Here is a 17,254-nt window from a genome sequence, read left to right as displayed (position 1 = left end):
GGAGTATGTATGCTCATTTGTTTAAGTGTATTTCCGTTCGTAAATGATTCACGGAGCCTGTTAATTTTGTTCACTCAAATCTTCATCTTTGCTATTTTTGCAATGAGTTTTGATGTATTGCTTGGGTATACAGGAATTGTATCGTTCGGTCATTGTATGTTCTTTGGGATAGGAGCATATGGGGTAGCGCTTTTATTTGATCGACAAGGCGTATCAATAACGAACTTTTTAATTGGAATAGTAGCTGCAATTATCGTTTCAGCAATCGTTAGTTATATAATTGGTTTGCTTTCTTTACGATTGAAAAGTCATTTTTATGCAATGTTAACACTTGCTATTTCACAGTTGTTTTTCGTACTTGCTGAAAAATGGCGTGGGCTTACTCACGGAGGAGATGGTTTTACATTTGGGGTACCAGAAATATTCCGTGATCGTTTTACTTTTTATTATGTATCACTTGTATGTTTATGCTTCATTTTTATTCTATTACGTCTTTTTACAAAGTCTTCTATTGGGAAAGTATTAAAGGCAATTTCACAAAATGAACAACGTGTTGAAGCACTTGGATATAAAGTCCTCCATTATAAAATAATCGCAAGTGTAGTCGCAGGAATAGTAGCTGCAATTAGCGGTGGTTTATTTGTTATTACATTACGCTTTGTCAATACGACTGTATTTTCAATTGAAATGACACTAAATGCACTCTTAATGACAATGATTGGAGGAGTCGGAACATTAATTGGAGCTATTGCTGGGTCTGGGATTATTGAATCACTAAAATATTATTTATCAGAACTAGCGACGGAATATCCGATTTTTGAAAGATGGACGATTATTCTAGGTTTATTGTATATTATCGTGCTACTCGTTTTTCCGAAAGGATTGGTTGGGACGGTTAAGAAATTGAAGAGTTTTAAAAGGAATAAAAAGGAGAAAAGTACAGAAGTGGAGCAAAACGTGTGAAAAATCAATTGTATACAAAATAAAAATCCCTCTTGTATATTCGTTAAAGAGGGATTTTTATTTTGAAAAAAGTTTGTAATCAAAGTCATTTTATTAATCAAATAGTTCATCAGGGATATGCTTGATAAAGGTTTGATTCGTAAAAAAATGAACAGCTAAATTCTCAAGGGGAACATCTTCAATTATTACTAATGTATCATTTTTAATCGGTAAAAAAGCTATTCCTTTTCCATCAGCAATAAACTCTTCCATAAGCGAATAAGAATCCAACTGTTGAAGTTGTCGCTGAGATAGATTGTTTTCTTTTAGAAATTGTATTGTCTTATTCCTAAAAGGGCACTTTTTGTCATTGCTAACGAAGAAAATTTCTTTTGAATAATCAATGGTACATTTTTCTTTCGCTTTTAATAAGCCTACAGAAATTGAGGTTGTGAACACTTTTTTAAACGATGCGTCAGGATAATCCTCATAAGTTATGACCATATCAACTTTTTGTTGCTGCAGTAATTTTTGCAAATGACTACTACTTTCTACATATATTTGATAATTTCTGAAATTTACTTTAATACGCTTACTTAAATAATTTGTCAAAATAGATTGTGACGTCGCTATTATATAAGAAGAACCACTCGTTTTAATTTCATCTTTTACTTCTTCTAATAGAGTTAATATTTTATTCGTGTAATCTAATAAAATGTCACCAGCAGGTAACAAGGAAACACCTTTGTTATCTCTATGTAGTAAAGGCGTTTCTAATTCTTGTTCTAATTTTTTGATTCGCTCAGTTACGTTCGGTTGAACATATCCTAACTCTTTAGCAGCTTTACTAATAGAACCCTCACTGGCCACAGTTTTGAATATAATAAGATCATTTATTTCCATGTATCTCAGCCCCTTATGCACTATCATTATAAATGATACCAAACATAATTTATACCTATTTTACGTTAGCCGCTTATCGATTTATCATAATGTATATAAGATTGAAAGCGAGTGATAAACATGATTGGAATGCAATATAAGGTCATTTTTCCAAAGGATTATGACATGGAAATTATTAAGAAAAGGGTAAAGGATAATGGCTATAAAACTGATGGTTTCCAAGAACTAAATTTTAAAGCTTATTTAATTACGGAAACGGAGAAAGACGGGAATTTTTATAACTGCTATGCACCTTTATATATTTGGAATGGTCATGAAGGGATGAATAAATTTATCTTTGAAGGGTATTACGATAACATTTTACAATCTTTTGGATGGCAACAAATACATATAGGTGTTCCATTAGTGGTTAATCTAAGTGATGGATTTAAGAAAAGTAGATATGTTGTTGAATATGCAGGAAGTATTTCTCAAAGTAAAACGTTGATTGGGACTCAATTAAACACGATAAATGAAAATGTACAAAACAATGAAAAGTGTTTAGGGAATGTAATCGTTTATAATCCGGATAAATGGGGATACAGTAGGTTTGAGTTTTATGAAGAGAAGCCTGAAATGGTAACAAATAAAGGTGTTACAGTATATGAGATTTTGCACATTTCACGATGAAAACTTGTTGAAATTAAATTAAGAAAAAGGAATGAAAATGTATGCCTTTTGTGAACGTTTATTATCATGAAAATATATTAAATAAAGAAGAGCTGAAAAAGATAGGTGAATGTATTCATCTGTCATTAATTGAACATTTTAACATCCCTGAAAATGATTTTTTTCAAATGTTTTTACCTTATCAACAAAATCACTTTTTATATAATCCATATTATTTATTAGAAAGAGGAGAAAAGAGAACGGAGAATATGATTTATGTTTCTATTACATGTGGACCGGAAAGAACGATAAAACAAAAAAGGAATTTATATCAGTCGATATCCTTGAAGGTTTCTAAATGCTCGGGGATAAAAAGTGCAGATATTTTTATTACGCTAAATGAGACATCTGCTGAAAATTGGTCATTTGGTCAAGGATTGGCACAATTGGTAAAAGTGAAGGGTGAGTGAAATGATGAATGAATCAATTGAATATTGTATTCAAGAGAAAATGAGAGAAAAGGCACCTGCATTTGCTCATTATAGTGAAGAGATATTGTTTGAGGAAGTGTGGCGGGATGATACTTTAACATTAAGAGAAAGAAGTTTATGTACAGTGTCGGCATTAATCAGTCTTGGTCATACAGAACAATTATTATTTCATTTGCAGTTGGCCAAACAAAATGGAATTGCAGAAAATGAAATGATTGCATTAATAACGCATATGGCTTTTTATGTTGGCTGGCCCAAAGCAGTAACAGCTTTAAATATAGTAATGAATGAAATGAAAAGTTAAGAATAATGATAAGTAAGAATTCATGTTTATATGAATTCTTACTTATCATTATTTATGCAATACTCTATCGCTATATTTATTACATTTTATCTTGCTTTTTTATCACTTGCGTAGTAAATTGATAGTAAGATGAACGCTAGGAAGTGATGAAACATGCGTGATAATACGATAGGATCATTAATATGGTTACGTTTAATACGATTTACGAACCAAAGTAATCAAATGTCAAATGAGTTTTTAAAACGTTTTGATTTAACGACAGCTCAATTTGATGTGCTTTTGCAAATACGTACGTATCAACCACTAACACAAATGGAGTTAGCTGAAAAGGTAACTGTTACACAAGGTGGCATTTCTCGAATGTTAACTCGTCTTGAAAAAGAAGGATATATTGTACGAAAACAAGATTGGAAAACGAAAACAATTAGTCTTACAGAGCAAGGAGAAGCAGCTTTAGAGAGAGCCTTGCCAGAGCAACTTGCATTTCAATCTTCGTTTTTTGATGATGTATTAAATGAAGAAGAGCAGAAAATATTATACGAGCTGATGACGAAAGTTCATAAACATAGTGAAAAAAAAGAATTACCGCAAGAGTAATTTTTTTTACCTTATCAATTGACTAATCAAGTGATGAGATAGGTAATACGGAGATATACTTGACTTACCAACGTTTTTAGAAGAGAAACTAATATTACTTCATTAAAGGAGAGAGTAACTATGGAAAAATACCGTATAGATACAAGAAAAGGAATTGAGTTTGGATTATATTCAATTGGTGATCATGTTTTAAATCCACATAATGGGGAGAAAATTACGCCAGAGAAAAGAATTCACGAACTAATTGAAACAGCTAAGTTAGCAGATGAGGCAGGGCTTGATGTGTTTGCTGTAGGTGAAAGTCATCAAACGCATTTTACAACGCAAGCTCATACAGTTATTTTAGGTGCGGTCGCGCAAGCTACGAAAAATATAAAAATTGCAAGTTCCGCAACGATATTAAGTACATCTGACCCAGTTCGAGTATATGAGGATTTCGCTACCATTGACTTGATTTCTAATGGTCGTGCTGAAATCGTAGCTGGTCGTGGATCTCGTATTGGAGGATATAGTTTACTTGGTTATGACGTGAATGATTATGAAGAATTATTTGAAGAGAAGATGGATCTTTTATTAAAAATTAATAACGAGGAACATGTAACATGGAATGGACAGTTCAGAGCACCGCTCGCACATGCATCGGTTATTCCAAGAGCGAAAAATAATAACTTACCAATTTGGCGTGCAGTTGGAGGTCCACCAGCTAGTGCAATTAAAGCAGGACGTGCAGGTGTGCCAATGATGATAACAACACTTGGTGGTCCAGCAATTAACTTTAAAGTGTCAGTAGATGCTTACCGCGAGGCTGCTCAGCAAAGTGGATTTGATCCAGCTAGTTTACCAGTTGCGACAACGAGTTTATTTTATACGGCAAAAAATTCACAAGATGCACTTAGTGAATATTATCCTCACATTAATGCTGGTATGCTTACACTGCGCGGTGGTGGGTATCCGAAACAGCAATTTACAAATGCAATAGATTACCGTGATGCTTTAATGGTTGGTAGCCCACAACAAATCATTGAGAAAATGCTTTACCAATATGAATTGTTTGGCCAACAACGCTTTATGGCACAAATTGATTTTGGCGGTGTACCATTTGATAAAATTGAGAAAAATATTGAATTAATTGCTACTGAAATATTACCAGCCGTTAGAAAACATACAGCAAAATAAATAAAAAAACTGGGAGTCTAATTGACTCTCAGTTTTTTATTTGTTATGGAAAAATGACAAAAAAATGAACTTTTAGTCGAGGGAGAGGGAAGTTGTTTTCTATTTTTGAATAACATTATTTCGAGTTTGAATTTTGAAAATACATTTTTCTCTTGACAAAAAATAAGCATTTATCGAGGGTAGTTTCGAGGACATTTTTTCGGTTGAAAGTCAAGTGTATGAAGAAAAAACGATTGTTTTATAGATATAAAAGTAAGAAGTATATTGAAAAAACACATTTTGCTAATGAAAAAAATCTGATTCAAAAAATGACAAAAGACATATTTCAGACAAAATGATGTCAATAATACGTCAAAAATAACCTGAATTTACTATGCAGGTATATTATACAATTCGATTAACGAATAAAACACTACAGAAATAGTGAAAAGGTAAAAATTAGCATTGCAATAGTTTGAAAAACTGAAACTTCATATTTTTCGACAATACATACAAAATGTTTTTGTCTTTTCGTATTTCTTAATAATTGAGTTTGATAAGATTGCTCAATTAACTTTTATTATAAAAACTATGAAGGAAGTGATTTTAGTATGGAAACGCTCGAATTGGCACGAATACAGTTCGCATCAACAACGATTTTCCATTACTTTTTTGTTCCGCTGTCAATTGGTTTAGCTTTTATTATTGCGATCATGCAAACGTTGTATGTGGTAAAAGGGCAAGAAGTATATAAGAAGATGGCAAAGTTTTGGACGCAATTATTCCTTATTAACTTTGCAGTAGGTGTAGTAACAGGTATTTTACAAGAATTTCAGTTTGGTATGAACTGGTCAACGTATTCACGTTTTGTAGGTGATGTATTTGGTCCCTCGCTTGCAATTGAAGGATTACTGGCATTTTTCATTGAGTCTACATTCCTAGGTTTATGGGTATTCGGTGAGGATAAATTACCGAAGCGAATTCACTTAATGTGTATTTGGCTCCTTTCAATTGGAACGATGTTATCAGCATTCTGGATTTTAACTGCAAGTGCATTTATGCAGTCACCTGTCGGGTATGAAATGGCAGCTGATGGTCGTGCACAAATGAATGATTTCTTAGCCATTATTCAAAACCCACAACTATGGGTACAATTCCCGCATACAATTACAGCAGCAATTGCAACAGGTGCATTCTTTATTGCGGGTGTAAGTGCATGGAAAATTACAAAAGGACAAGAAACTGTAGTATTTAAAAAATCTTTCCGCATTTCTATCATTGTTGGAACAATTACAACGGCGCTTGTATTATTCTTCGGTCATGCACAAGCGCAACAATTAATTAAGACACATCCAATGAAGATGGCGGCAGCTGAAGCACTATGGAATACAAGTGAGGATCCAGCGCCATTTACAGTATTTTCGAAAATTGATACAGAGAAGAAAGAAAATTCGTTTGAAATTCAAATCCCTTATATGCTAAGTCTATTATCGTATGATAAGTTTAGCGGTCAAGTTGAAGGGATGAATCAAATTCAAAAACAATATGAAGAAAAATATGGACCTGGGGATTATATTCCTCCAGTGCATACAATGTTTTGGAGTTTTAGAGCGATGGTAATGAGTGGAACATTCATGCTTCTTCTAGGAGCTTACGGATGGTTCTTATCAAGAAAAGATCGTTTAGCTGAAAAAACGTGGTATTTAAAATTAATGGTGTATGCAATTTCTCTTCCATTCATCGGTAATACAGTAGGGTGGATTATGACTGAAATGGGTCGTCAACCTTGGGTTGTATTTGGTGTAATGAAAACAGAAGATGCTGTATCACCAAATGTAACATTCGGTGAAGTATTATTCTCACTTATTTCATTCACATCAATGTATTTAATTATGGGTGGAATTTGTGTGTACTTATTTGTTCGTACCATTAAGGGCCACACGAATAAGAAAACGAAAAAGGATTATCAAAGCCATGATCCATTTGATAAGGAGGAAGAGTATGTTATCTCTTAATGAGTTATGGTTTTTAGTTATTGCAATCTTATTTGTTGGATTCTTCGTACTGGAAGGTTTCGACTTTGGGGTAGGAATGGTTTCGAGGTTTTTAGGAAAGAATGATTTTGAAAAACGAGTTTACTTAAATACAATAGGACCGTTCTGGCACGCGAATGAAGTATGGCTTGTTTGTGCTGGTGGAGCCATGTTTGCGGCATTTCCGCACTGGTATGCAACTTTATTTAGTGGTTTTTATATTCCGTTTATGCTTCTTGCTTTAATTTTAAGAGGTGTTTCCTTTAAATTTCGTGCGAAAATAGATAATCATAAATGGAAGAGTGCGTGGGATTGGGGGATGTTTATTGGAAGTATGTTACCTCCTATCCTTTGGGGAGTTGCGATTGCAAACTTTATGGTAGGTGTACCTATTGATGAGAGTAAAAATGTTGTAGGTGGATTCCTGCAATTACTTCATCCATTTGCGTTACTTGGGGGAGTAATGTTTCTCCTACTATGTATTGTTCACGGATTACAATTTCTTACGATACGTACAACTGGTAAATTGAGAGAACGTGCACGAATTGCTGCAATAAAAATTGCACCATTTTCATTAATTACACTTCTTGTTTTTGCTGGTGTGGGGTTATGGAAAACCGACATTTTCACTGCTCATGGAACAGAATGGATTATGGTACCAATCGGAGCTTTTGTAGCACTATTAGTGTCCACTTTATTAAATAAAAGAAGAAGAGATGGTTGGGCTTTCTTTATGACGAGTTTAACAATCATTTTACTAAGTGCGAGTGTATTTATCGGTATGTTCCCACGTGTTATGATTAGCTCTTTAGGAGCAATGAATGATTTGACAATTTACAACGCAGCATCAGGAGCTTATGCATTAAAACTTATGACTTACTTTGCGATTGCTATTTTGCCTTTCGTTATCGGAAGTCAAATATGGAGTTATTATGTATTTAGACAACCTGTTAAGTCAGACAACGATTTGGAGTACTAATGAAAAGAAAAAGAGGACTTCCGTCTTATCCCGGTAGCCGTATTTTATATGTAGCGTTAACGATTATTAGTATTTTAGAAGCTTTTAGTATTATTGCGCAAACAATCTTTTTAGCACGAGCTATTACGTTTTTATTTCATGGAGAGACAGTACAAACAATATTAAGTGAAATTGTTTATTTTGGTATCGCGTTTGCAGCGCGTCACATAGTAGTTCGAACATCACAAATATTAGTGGAACGTTTTGCCGAAAAAACAGGGTCGTTACTAAGAAAACAATTGATAGAGGCATATTTCACATTAGGTCCAAGGTATGTTCAAACGGTTGGAACTGGTCATCTGGTTACCTTATCAATTGAGGGGATTGAGAAATTTAAAACATATATTGAATTAACGATTCCTAAAATGATTAGAAGCAGTATCGTTCCAGGTCTAATTGTACTATATGTTTTTACGCTAGATATTGAGTCTGGAATCATTTTAGTTGTAACGATTCCTATCGTGATCATATTTATGATTCTTCTCGGATTAGCAGCGCAAAAAATGGCAGATAGTCAGTATGAGATATATCGTGTACTTTCGAACCATTTTGTAGATACGTTAAAAGGTTTAGAAACATTAAAGTATTTAGGGAAAAGTGAACAGCACGAAGGAAAGATTGAAAAAGTAAGTAAAAGATATAGAAAAGCAACGATGCGTACTTTGCGAGTTGCTTTTCTTTCTTCTTTTGCATTAGATTTCTTTACGAGTTTATCAATCGCGTTTGTGGCAGTTGGATTAGGGATACGCTTAATAGATGGAACGATTATACTATTACCAGCCCTTACAATTTTGATTTTAGCTCCGGAATATTTTCTGCCGATTAAACAAGTGGGAGCAAATTATCATGCGACATTAGATGGACAAATTGCGATGGAGCAAATAGAAGAGATTTTGCAACAACAAAAAGGAATAGAAAAGAAAGATTTAAATGAAGATATAGTATGGAATGCCTCTAGTAGCTTGAAATTACAAGATATCAAAGTTAATAATACTGAATCTGAGAAGGCTATATTAGAAAGGATTAATTTTACTTGGGAAGGTAACGGTGCTATTGGTGTTATTGGTGAAAGTGGTGCGGGGAAATCGACGTTAATCGACGTATTAGCCGGGTTTTTATCTCCTTCGAGTGGAAAGATGTTAGTAAATGGTCTAGAAGTTGATGGATCTACTCGTGAAGATTGGCAAAAAAATATTGCTTACATTCCGCAGCAACCTTATATTTTTCCGCTTTCATTAAAGGATAACATTCGTTTTTATGAAACAAAAGCAACAGATGAAGAAGTTGAAAGAGTTATTAATGAAGTCGGCCTTCGTTCACTCGTTACATCACTTCCAAATGGGATGCACGAAAGAATTGGGGAAGGTGGACGTATGCTAAGTGGCGGACAAGAACAGCGTGTTGCTATGGCGCGTGCACTTTTAAGTAAAAAACCAATCATTTTATTAGATGAGCCTACGGCACATCTTGATATTGAAACCGAATTTGAAATAAAGCAAGCGATGTTACGTCTATTTAATGGAAAGTTAGTATTTTTAGCAACTCACCGTCTACATTGGATGAAACAAATGGACCATATCCTTATTTTAAATAAAGGGGAAATGAAAGAAAGTGGGACGTATGAAGAACTTTTAGAGAGTGAGACATTACATTTTCATAGGGAAGAGAGGGGAGAGAAATGAGTAACTGGGTTAAACCTTATATAAAACAAAATAAAGGTAGAATGACTTTAACTATTTTCCTTGGTCTTCTTGGAGTTAGTTCAGGAGCGATGTTACTTTTTATTTCAGGTTATTTAATCTCAAAATCTGCCCTTAGACCAGAAAATGTAATGGCTGTATATGTTCCTATTGTTGCAACAAGAGCGTTTAGTATAGGGCAAGCTGTGTTTCATTATATAGAGCGCTTAGTCGGACATGATGTCGTACTACGTATATTAGAAAAAATGAGAACGAAGCTATATAGAATAGTAGAACCACAGGCGTTATTTTTCCGTTCTCGATTTCAAACGGGTGATATGTTAGGAGTGTTATCCGAAGATATAGAGCATTTGCAAAACCTATATTTACGTACAATATTTCCTAGTATATTAGCGCTAGTTGTTTATAGTATCTTCGTACTTGTTATCGGTGCATTTGACCTTGTGTTTGCACTTATTGTAGGTTGTATGTTAGCTATTATCGTGTTTCTTCTTCCATTTGTATCATTACTTTTGATGAAGAAACACCATGTTACTTTAAAGCAAGGCAGAAGCCGTTTGTATCAACAACTGACGGATGCTGTTTTTGGATTATCTGATTGGCAGGCAAGTGGTCGTAAAGGTGAATTTATTAATGAGTATGTAAAACAAAATGATCAGTTGTTAAAAATCGAAAAGAGAGTGAAACGCTGGTATCATATTCGGGACAGTATCATTCAATCAGTAGTAGGTATTGTAGTTATTTCGATGATTATATGGACTGGAAATGAAGCGGCAAGTGAGCAAATTGCTCCTACAGTTATCGCAGCTTTCGTATTAATGACTTTATCTGTAACGAATGCGCTTATTCCTATTGCAGATGCCATCGATCGAATCCCGTCGTATGTAGAATCTACCCATCGTCTTAATGGCGTAGAAAGTGATATTGTTTTACATGATAAAATGGATTTGTATGGAGATAATGATTACGTTGAACCAAGACATGTAGATATTGAACTGAATCACGTATCGTATAGTTATCCAGATAGTAATGAGATTGTATTAAAAGACGTATCATTACAAATAAAAGCAGGGAAGAAAATTGCTATTTTAGGCAGAAGTGGGACAGGGAAATCTACTTTACTAAAATTGTTAACAGGGGCGTTAAGCCCAGTAAACGGCCAAGTTGTATTGAATGGTGAACGAGCTCATACGAATCTTTTATCTAAATATATTTCTGTATTAAATCAAAAGCCCCATTTGTTTGATACGACAATTGGAAATAATGTACGAATTGGCAAACCAGAGGCGACGGATGAAGAGATATGGAAAGCTTTAGAGAAAGCACAATTAGCTTCACATATTACTTCTCTTCCGGACGGATTACAAACAAAAATGCATGAAATGGGAAAGCGGTTTTCTGGTGGTGAAAGACAAAGGGTTGCTTTTGCTAGAACTCTTATGCAAGAAACACCCATCATTGTACTTGATGAACCGACTATCGGTTTAGATCCGAAAACAGAATTGTCTTTAATTGAAACAATGTTTTCTGCAACGGAAGAAAAGACGGTTATTTGGATTACGCACCATCTTGTAGGAATAGAACATGTAGACGAAGTTATATTCCTTGATCGTGGCCAAATTGTCATGCAAGGTAGTCATAAACAACTTCTGAAAGAAAATGAAAAGTATCGTAAACTTTATGAGTTAGATAAAGGAATATGATTTGAATAAGCAATAATTGTAAAAATAGCTACGCCTAATGGTGGAGCTATTTTTTTGTTAGATTGCAGGTGTATATGATTGTTACGAATTAAAAATGAATTTCATATTATACATATAATGGAGGGGATGTACATGAAGGAGCAGTATAAAATCATTGTTTTAAGTGATGAATTATCCGGGGAGAGGATTCGAAATACATTAGACAAAAATAAATGTAAAACAATAGTTCATGTTGTAGACGTTTCAGATGTTGTTCGAATAGAAAATTCTTTTCAATATATAGTCATTTGGAGAGTGGAAGCAGAAAAACTTACAAATGACTTGATAAATAGGGGCGTGCAAAGTTCAAAAATTATTAATTTAACAAAATACATGTATGAATGGAAGGATAAATTAATTTCTATCTATCAAATAAATCCAGAGCTTATGTCTTTATACATTTCTATGAAAAAAGCAAAGAGTGATCCGACGTATGAATTGTTTGCTACCGGTTTGTCTTATCCACATTGTGGCATAAGTACGGAGCTCCTCTCAAAAAAGTCAATAAAATTAACACTTCCATCGCAAGATCTATACTATGATTATTTAATAGCGTCACAACTTCTATCAAACACTCATTCATTTCAATATTGTTTAATAGGAATAGCCTATTTTTCATTTTTCTTTGATATGTCGTTATCATCTGAATCATATAGAATTCACAAAGTATATTATCCATTGTTTCAAGATGGTCATCATACTGTAGTTCATTCTCCTCTACCCACTGATGGATTCTCACATCTAAATACTCCGAAACCACTTCTTTCTATTTTTAATTTGCATTTTGAATATATTTTATTAGATGAACTAAAAGATGAATCATTGGTACTGCCTTGGATAAATGCTGAATGGAATACTACTCCTCTTTACATTCCTTTTGAAGAACACGGGAAAATAAGAGCAGCTTCACACGCTAAATTGGCGTATCCTCATACTTTAGTTGAAAATAAAATGATTTTTAAGAAATATTTAGAATTACTATTAAAAAACGATATAAAGCCATTAATTGTTGTATTCCCTGTTACTTCACATTATTTCAATTGTAGTAGTAAGAAATTAAAAGAAGATTTTTATAAAGTTATAAATGAGTTTCAAACTCAATATTCTTTTCAAATCATAGATCTATTTGATTCGCCATTATTTTGTGAGGATGATTTTTATGATAGTGATCATATGAATAAAAAAGGTGCAAATAAAATGTCCGCGTTATTAAATATGTTTATTCAGGAACGAAGAGTATGATATTTTGTTTCATGTTTGCATAAAAGTATATAGGCTCCATACAGTTAAAGTAATGTGATTTTTGTGTCGCGTATATAAATAATTTGCGAAGAGGTGAGAGAGTTAAAATGAGAAATCGTATTGAAAGAATTGAAGAGGTCGTAGAGCAACTTCCGTTGGTAAGTGTGTTAATTCCTACGTATAATCGTCCTCGCTACTTTGAAAAGGCGTTATGTAGTGTGTTAGAACAAACGTACCCTAATATAGAAATTATAGTTGGAGATGACAGCACGAATGACGAAACAGAAAAGGTGTTACAAAAATATTTATGTGATCATTTAAATATTATTTATATAAAAAACACATCAACTCTCGGACAATTTGAAAATGCGCTAATGTTATTTCATGAAGCGAACGGTGAGTATATAAATTTTTTAATGGATGATGATATATTTCATGTGAATAAAATTGAAAAGATGATGAAGTATTTTTTCAATGATCTAGATAATGAAATTAAGCTAGTAACATCTCATCGTCAAGTAATTGATGATAAAGGGAAAGAACTACGACATATTTATTCAACTGTCCGTTTATTTGAAGAGGATACGATTATAGAGGGAATAGAATTAGGAAATAAGGTAATTGTGGATCAAAAAAATTATATTGGAGAACCAACAACAGTTTTATTTCGTAAAAATGAGTTACAAGAACCGTATGGGATTTTTGATAAGAGGCGGTATTTATGTAATGTAGATATAGCTTCATGGTTATCTTTATTAAGTGAAGGAAAAGCAGTATATATAGCAGAGACACTTAGTTACTTTCGATTACATCCAGATCAACAGTTAAATGAATCTAATAAAATGATGGATGGGTTAGAAGATTTTTCACACAGTATTATAGCGGGAGAAAAATATGGTTTCTTATCCAACGAAAAAGATTTAGACAAAGCGATAACTAATTTTCTAGATTATGCAAGAAGGATAGTTCCATCATCGATATTATATACATTAGACTATTACCAAAAAATTAGAGGAAAGAAAATAAATATAGAAAAGAAAAAACAGCATATAAATAATAATTCTTCTTTACCGAAAGTAAGTATACTTATTCCTGCATACAATAGACCTTATTACTTGGAATTAGCGCTCAACAGTGCTCTGAATCAAACATATGAAAATATAGAAATTATTATTTCTGACGACAGTACAAATAATGAAGTCAATGTTATGATTCAACCGTACTTACGTGAATATGAGTGTATTACATATGTTGAAAATGAAACGCCATTAGTTGCTGAAAACTTTAATAAGTGTATAGAACTTGCGAATGGGGATTATATAAACTTTTTATTAGATGATGACTTATTTCATCATGAAAAGATCGAGAGAATGATGAAATACTTTTTGGCATTAGAAAACATTTCATTTGTGACGTCATATCGTGAACTGATTGATGAGAATGGAGAGATATTACCACCTTCAACATTGAATATGAAAATCGCGAAAGAAACAACACTTTTTGAAGGAAAAGAATTAGGGAATTATATGTTAAAAAACTTAAAAAATATAGTTGGTGAGCCGACAACTGTTTTGTTTAATCGGGATTTGTTTGAAGGTAAGTTTGGGTATTTTAAAGGAAAGGCTTATTCTGCTATTAATGATATTGCAACTTGGATAGATATGATGAGAAAAGGAAAAGTAGTTTATATACAAGAACCTCTTAGTTATTTTAGACAACATAGTGGACAAAATCAAAAACAAATGCATTTTATGTTAATGACAATTGAAGAGTGGATTGAATTAATTATAGATGCATATAATAGTGGATTTTTAAGTTCTGAAAGTGAGTATAAAGAGAGTTTATCTTATTGTTTAGAAAATGCGGGATTTATAGTTAAGGATGCAGTAAGAAACGGCGAAATAGATCAAATTTATAATGAAAAGATAAAAAAAGGGTTACACAAATTAGTTGCTCACATGTTTGAGAAAGAATTCTGTTATTGTCAATATTGCAATCAACAATTTGAAAAATTTTCACCTTGGCCAGCACATTATGATTTTCCGAAATATAAATTTGAGATGTGGAATAAAGATACAGGGATATGTCCAGTTTGTAATTCGATGGATCGTGAAAGATTGTATCGTACATACATTGAAACGGAAACAGACTTGTTAAATAGAAACTATACTATGCTTCATATTGCACCTGAAGCGAAGTTAAGAGATTGGTTTAACGAGTATAAAAATATTACGTACGTATGTGGTGACTTAGAACCAAAGGATCCATTAATGAAGGAAATTGATGTTACAAGGATTACATATGATAGTAATACCTTTGATGTAATATTATGTAGCCATGTGTTAGAACACGTTCCTGATGATGACAAAGCAATGCGAGAGTTATATAGAGTGTTAAAGCCAAATGGATGGGGAATTATTCAAGTACCAATCGTAATGAATGTAGATTTTATTGTAGAGAATGAATTAATTGTAACACCACAATTGAGGAAATTAGCTTTTGGTCAAGAAGATCATGTGAGAATTTATAATCAATCGGGATTTATTCAACGATTAATGAATGCAGGATTTAAGGTGGAATTATATAACATAGCGGAAAAACAAGGAATGAAAAGTGCTAGGAGATTTGGATTATCTGAAACGGATATGCTCTATATTGTCCGAAAATGATAGGAAGGAATAGATAGATATGGAGAATATTCCTTTTTTACGTGCTTCAACTGTACCTGTAATTGAGTATTTGGACGAATTGAAGGAAATTGATACATCTCACATATATACGAATTATGGACCTATAAATCAACGTTTTGAGGAAACAATTATGTCGGTATTTTTTCAAAACAGGGGAGCTGTTACAACAGTAGCAAACGCAACGTTAGGGTTAATGGCGGCTATTCAACTAAAGAAAAGAAGAAAGGGAAAGTATGCTCTCATGCCTAGCTTTACATTCCCTGCGACTGCCTTAGCCGCTATTTGGTGTGGATTGGAACCTTATTTTATTGATATTTCAATCGATGATTGGTATATGGATAAAACCGTACTTTTGGATAAGATAGAAGAATTAAAAGAAGAGGTTGCGATTGTTGTCCCGTACGCAACTTTTGGATCATGGATGGACTTAGAAGAATATGAAGAATTAGAGAAAATCGGGGTTCCGGTTGTCGTAGATGCGGCACCGGGATTTGGATTAATGAATAGTGGTATGCATTACGGTCAGGATTTTAGTGGAATGATCGTATATAGCTTTCATGCAACAAAGCCTTTCGGAATTGGTGAAGGAGGGCTCATATATAGTAAAAACGAAGAAGATATACAACGTATTAAAAGAATGGGGAATTTCGGATTTGATAAAAATCGTGAATGCACGATGATGGGGTTTAATTGTAAAATGTCTGAATACGCAGCAGCTATTGGGATAGCGACTATAAAAAGATGGGATCAAAAATTAAAAGAACGCACCCGTATTTCTGAATGGTATAAACAGTTATTGCAAAGTACTGGGTTAATGAAAAAAGGGTGGGAAGTCCAAAAGACAGAAGCGGTTATTCATCAATTTATGCCTATCATTTGTCCAGAAGAAGTTCACAACATACAAGTAATAGAAGAACTGAAAAAACAGAAAATAGAAGCTAGATTATACTTTTCACCATCTTGCCACCAACAAGTTCTTTTTAGAAAATATAAGTCTACAGATTTAACAAAAACGAATAAAATAGCAAAACGAATTGTAAGTTTACCTTTATGGGAAGGAATGACGAAAGAACTAGTAGAGCAAATTGTAATCTGTTTAGAGCAGAAGGTGGTGTTGGTAGATGAATAGTTTTTATAGTCAAGAAGAACTAAAGAAAATTGGATTTTTATCTGTTGGGAAAAATGTATTGGTTAGTAAAAAAGCAAGTATATATAATCCGGGTGCTATATCAGTTGGCAATAATGTAAGAATTGATGACTTTTGCATTTTAAGTGGCAAAATCACAATTGGAAGTTATTCGCACATCTCGGCGTATACAGCGTTATATGGAGGGGAAATTGGGATTGAAATGCATGACTTTGCAAACATTTCAGCTAAAACAATCGTATATGCAGTACTTGATGATTTCAGTGGAAATACATTAATGGGGCCAACCGTCCCGAATCAATATAGGAATGTGAAAGTAGGAAAAGTTATTTTTAAAAAACATGTGATTATTGGTGCTAATTCTATTATTTTTCCAAATGTAACTGTAGGAGAAGGTACGGCAGTCGGCGCGATGAGTATGGTAAAAGAGAGTTTAGATGATTGGTATATTTACGCTGGAGTTCCCGTAAGGAAAGTAAAACCTCGTCAAAAAAAGATGCTAGAGTTGGAAATTGATTTTTTAAAAAGCATTCATTCTTAATAAAAAAGAATGAATGCTTTTTATTTTTATCCCGCTATTTGCCGGGCAGTAAGACTTCACCTCAAAATTCAGCGAAAGCAAAGAAATTAGGTGGGAGCTGA

15 protein-coding genes are annotated in these 17,254 nt (G+C 33.3%); 14 read left to right on the top strand and 1 reads right to left on the bottom strand.

Going from position 1 to position 17,254, the window contains the following annotated elements; genetic code table 11:
* Positions 1-9: 9 nt before the first annotated feature.
* Positions 10-963, top strand: coding sequence for a branched-chain amino acid ABC transporter permease (locus MHI28_RS07420; RefSeq protein WP_002083259.1), 954 nt, complete (start codon positions 10-12; stop codon positions 961-963).
* Positions 964-1,056: 93 nt separating this feature from the next.
* On the opposite strand, the gene MHI28_RS07415 is transcribed toward MHI28_RS07420, so the two are convergent.
* A complete protein-coding gene (locus MHI28_RS07415; RefSeq protein ID WP_000404994.1) occupies positions 1,057-1,845 on the bottom strand; it encodes a LysR family transcriptional regulator in 789 nt (262 codons plus the stop codon).
* 120 nt (positions 1,846-1,965) lie between these two features.
* Between MHI28_RS07415 and MHI28_RS07410 the strand changes: the two genes are divergently transcribed.
* The 13 genes from MHI28_RS07410 to MHI28_RS07350 all read left to right on the top strand — a co-directional run bounded on the left by MHI28_RS07410 (position 1,966) and on the right by MHI28_RS07350 (position 17,153).
* Entirely contained in the window at positions 1,966-2,514 is a 549-nt protein-coding gene (locus tag MHI28_RS07410; RefSeq protein ID WP_000579873.1) for a DUF4865 family protein, read from the top strand.
* 41 nt (positions 2,515-2,555) lie between these two features.
* Positions 2,556-2,963, top strand: coding sequence for a tautomerase family protein (locus MHI28_RS07405; protein ID WP_001117255.1), 408 nt, complete (start codon positions 2,556-2,558; stop codon positions 2,961-2,963).
* A gap of 1 nt (position 2,964) precedes the next feature.
* The gene (locus MHI28_RS07400) at positions 2,965-3,288 is read left to right on the top strand and encodes a carboxymuconolactone decarboxylase family protein (RefSeq protein WP_000980843.1); all 324 of its coding nucleotides are present in this window, start codon (positions 2,965-2,967) and stop codon (positions 3,286-3,288) included.
* A 153-nt stretch (positions 3,289-3,441) separates the two neighbouring features.
* On the top strand, positions 3,442-3,885 hold the full coding sequence (locus tag MHI28_RS07395; RefSeq protein ID WP_001205523.1) for a MarR family winged helix-turn-helix transcriptional regulator: 444 nt from the start codon (positions 3,442-3,444) through the stop codon (positions 3,883-3,885).
* A gap of 120 nt (positions 3,886-4,005) precedes the next feature.
* Positions 4,006-5,061: an LLM class flavin-dependent oxidoreductase gene (locus MHI28_RS07390; protein WP_000417550.1), complete on the top strand. Its 1,056-nt coding sequence runs from the start codon at positions 4,006-4,008 to the stop codon at positions 5,059-5,061.
* Positions 5,062-5,651: 590 nt separating this feature from the next.
* On the top strand, positions 5,652-7,055 hold the full coding sequence (gene cydA / locus MHI28_RS07385; protein WP_000448870.1) for a cytochrome ubiquinol oxidase subunit I: 1,404 nt from the start codon (positions 5,652-5,654) through the stop codon (positions 7,053-7,055).
* Positions 7,042-8,052 carry a cytochrome d ubiquinol oxidase subunit II gene (cydB, locus tag MHI28_RS07380; protein WP_340827734.1) on the top strand — a complete coding sequence of 337 codons (1,011 nt, stop codon included), beginning with the start codon at positions 7,042-7,044 and terminating at the stop codon, positions 8,050-8,052. Before cydA ends, cydB begins: the two co-directional genes overlap by 14 nt.
* Complete coding sequence (gene cydD, locus MHI28_RS07375; RefSeq protein ID WP_000824019.1) at positions 8,052-9,773, top strand: thiol reductant ABC exporter subunit CydD; 1,722 nt, start codon at positions 8,052-8,054, stop codon at positions 9,771-9,773. The genes cydB and cydD overlap by 1 nt, the downstream gene beginning before the upstream one ends.
* On the top strand, positions 9,770-11,494 hold the full coding sequence (gene cydC, locus MHI28_RS07370) for a thiol reductant ABC exporter subunit CydC (protein WP_000073640.1): 1,725 nt from the start codon (positions 9,770-9,772) through the stop codon (positions 11,492-11,494). The genes cydD and cydC overlap by 4 nt, the downstream gene beginning before the upstream one ends.
* A gap of 132 nt (positions 11,495-11,626) precedes the next feature.
* A complete protein-coding gene (locus MHI28_RS07365; protein ID WP_000664258.1) occupies positions 11,627-12,775 on the top strand; it encodes a hypothetical protein in 1,149 nt (382 codons plus the stop codon).
* A 107-nt stretch (positions 12,776-12,882) separates the two neighbouring features.
* Entirely contained in the window at positions 12,883-15,444 is a 2,562-nt protein-coding gene (locus MHI28_RS07360; RefSeq protein WP_086413576.1) for a glycosyltransferase, read from the top strand.
* A 19-nt stretch (positions 15,445-15,463) separates the two neighbouring features.
* Complete coding sequence (locus tag MHI28_RS07355) at positions 15,464-16,594, top strand: DegT/DnrJ/EryC1/StrS aminotransferase family protein (protein ID WP_000427950.1); 1,131 nt, start codon at positions 15,464-15,466, stop codon at positions 16,592-16,594.
* Positions 16,587-17,153, top strand: coding sequence for an acyltransferase (locus tag MHI28_RS07350; RefSeq protein ID WP_029442030.1), 567 nt, complete (start codon positions 16,587-16,589; stop codon positions 17,151-17,153). The genes MHI28_RS07355 and MHI28_RS07350 overlap by 8 nt, the downstream gene beginning before the upstream one ends.
* Positions 17,154-17,254 lie beyond the last annotated feature (101 nt).

The organism is Bacillus sp. FSL K6-0268 (genome assembly GCF_038005425.1).
Lineage (GTDB): Bacteria > Bacillota > Bacilli > Bacillales > Bacillaceae_G > Bacillus_A > Bacillus_A thuringiensis_S.
Note: the sequence above shows the minus strand (reverse complement) of the source record. Positions and strands in the feature narration are given on the sequence as shown.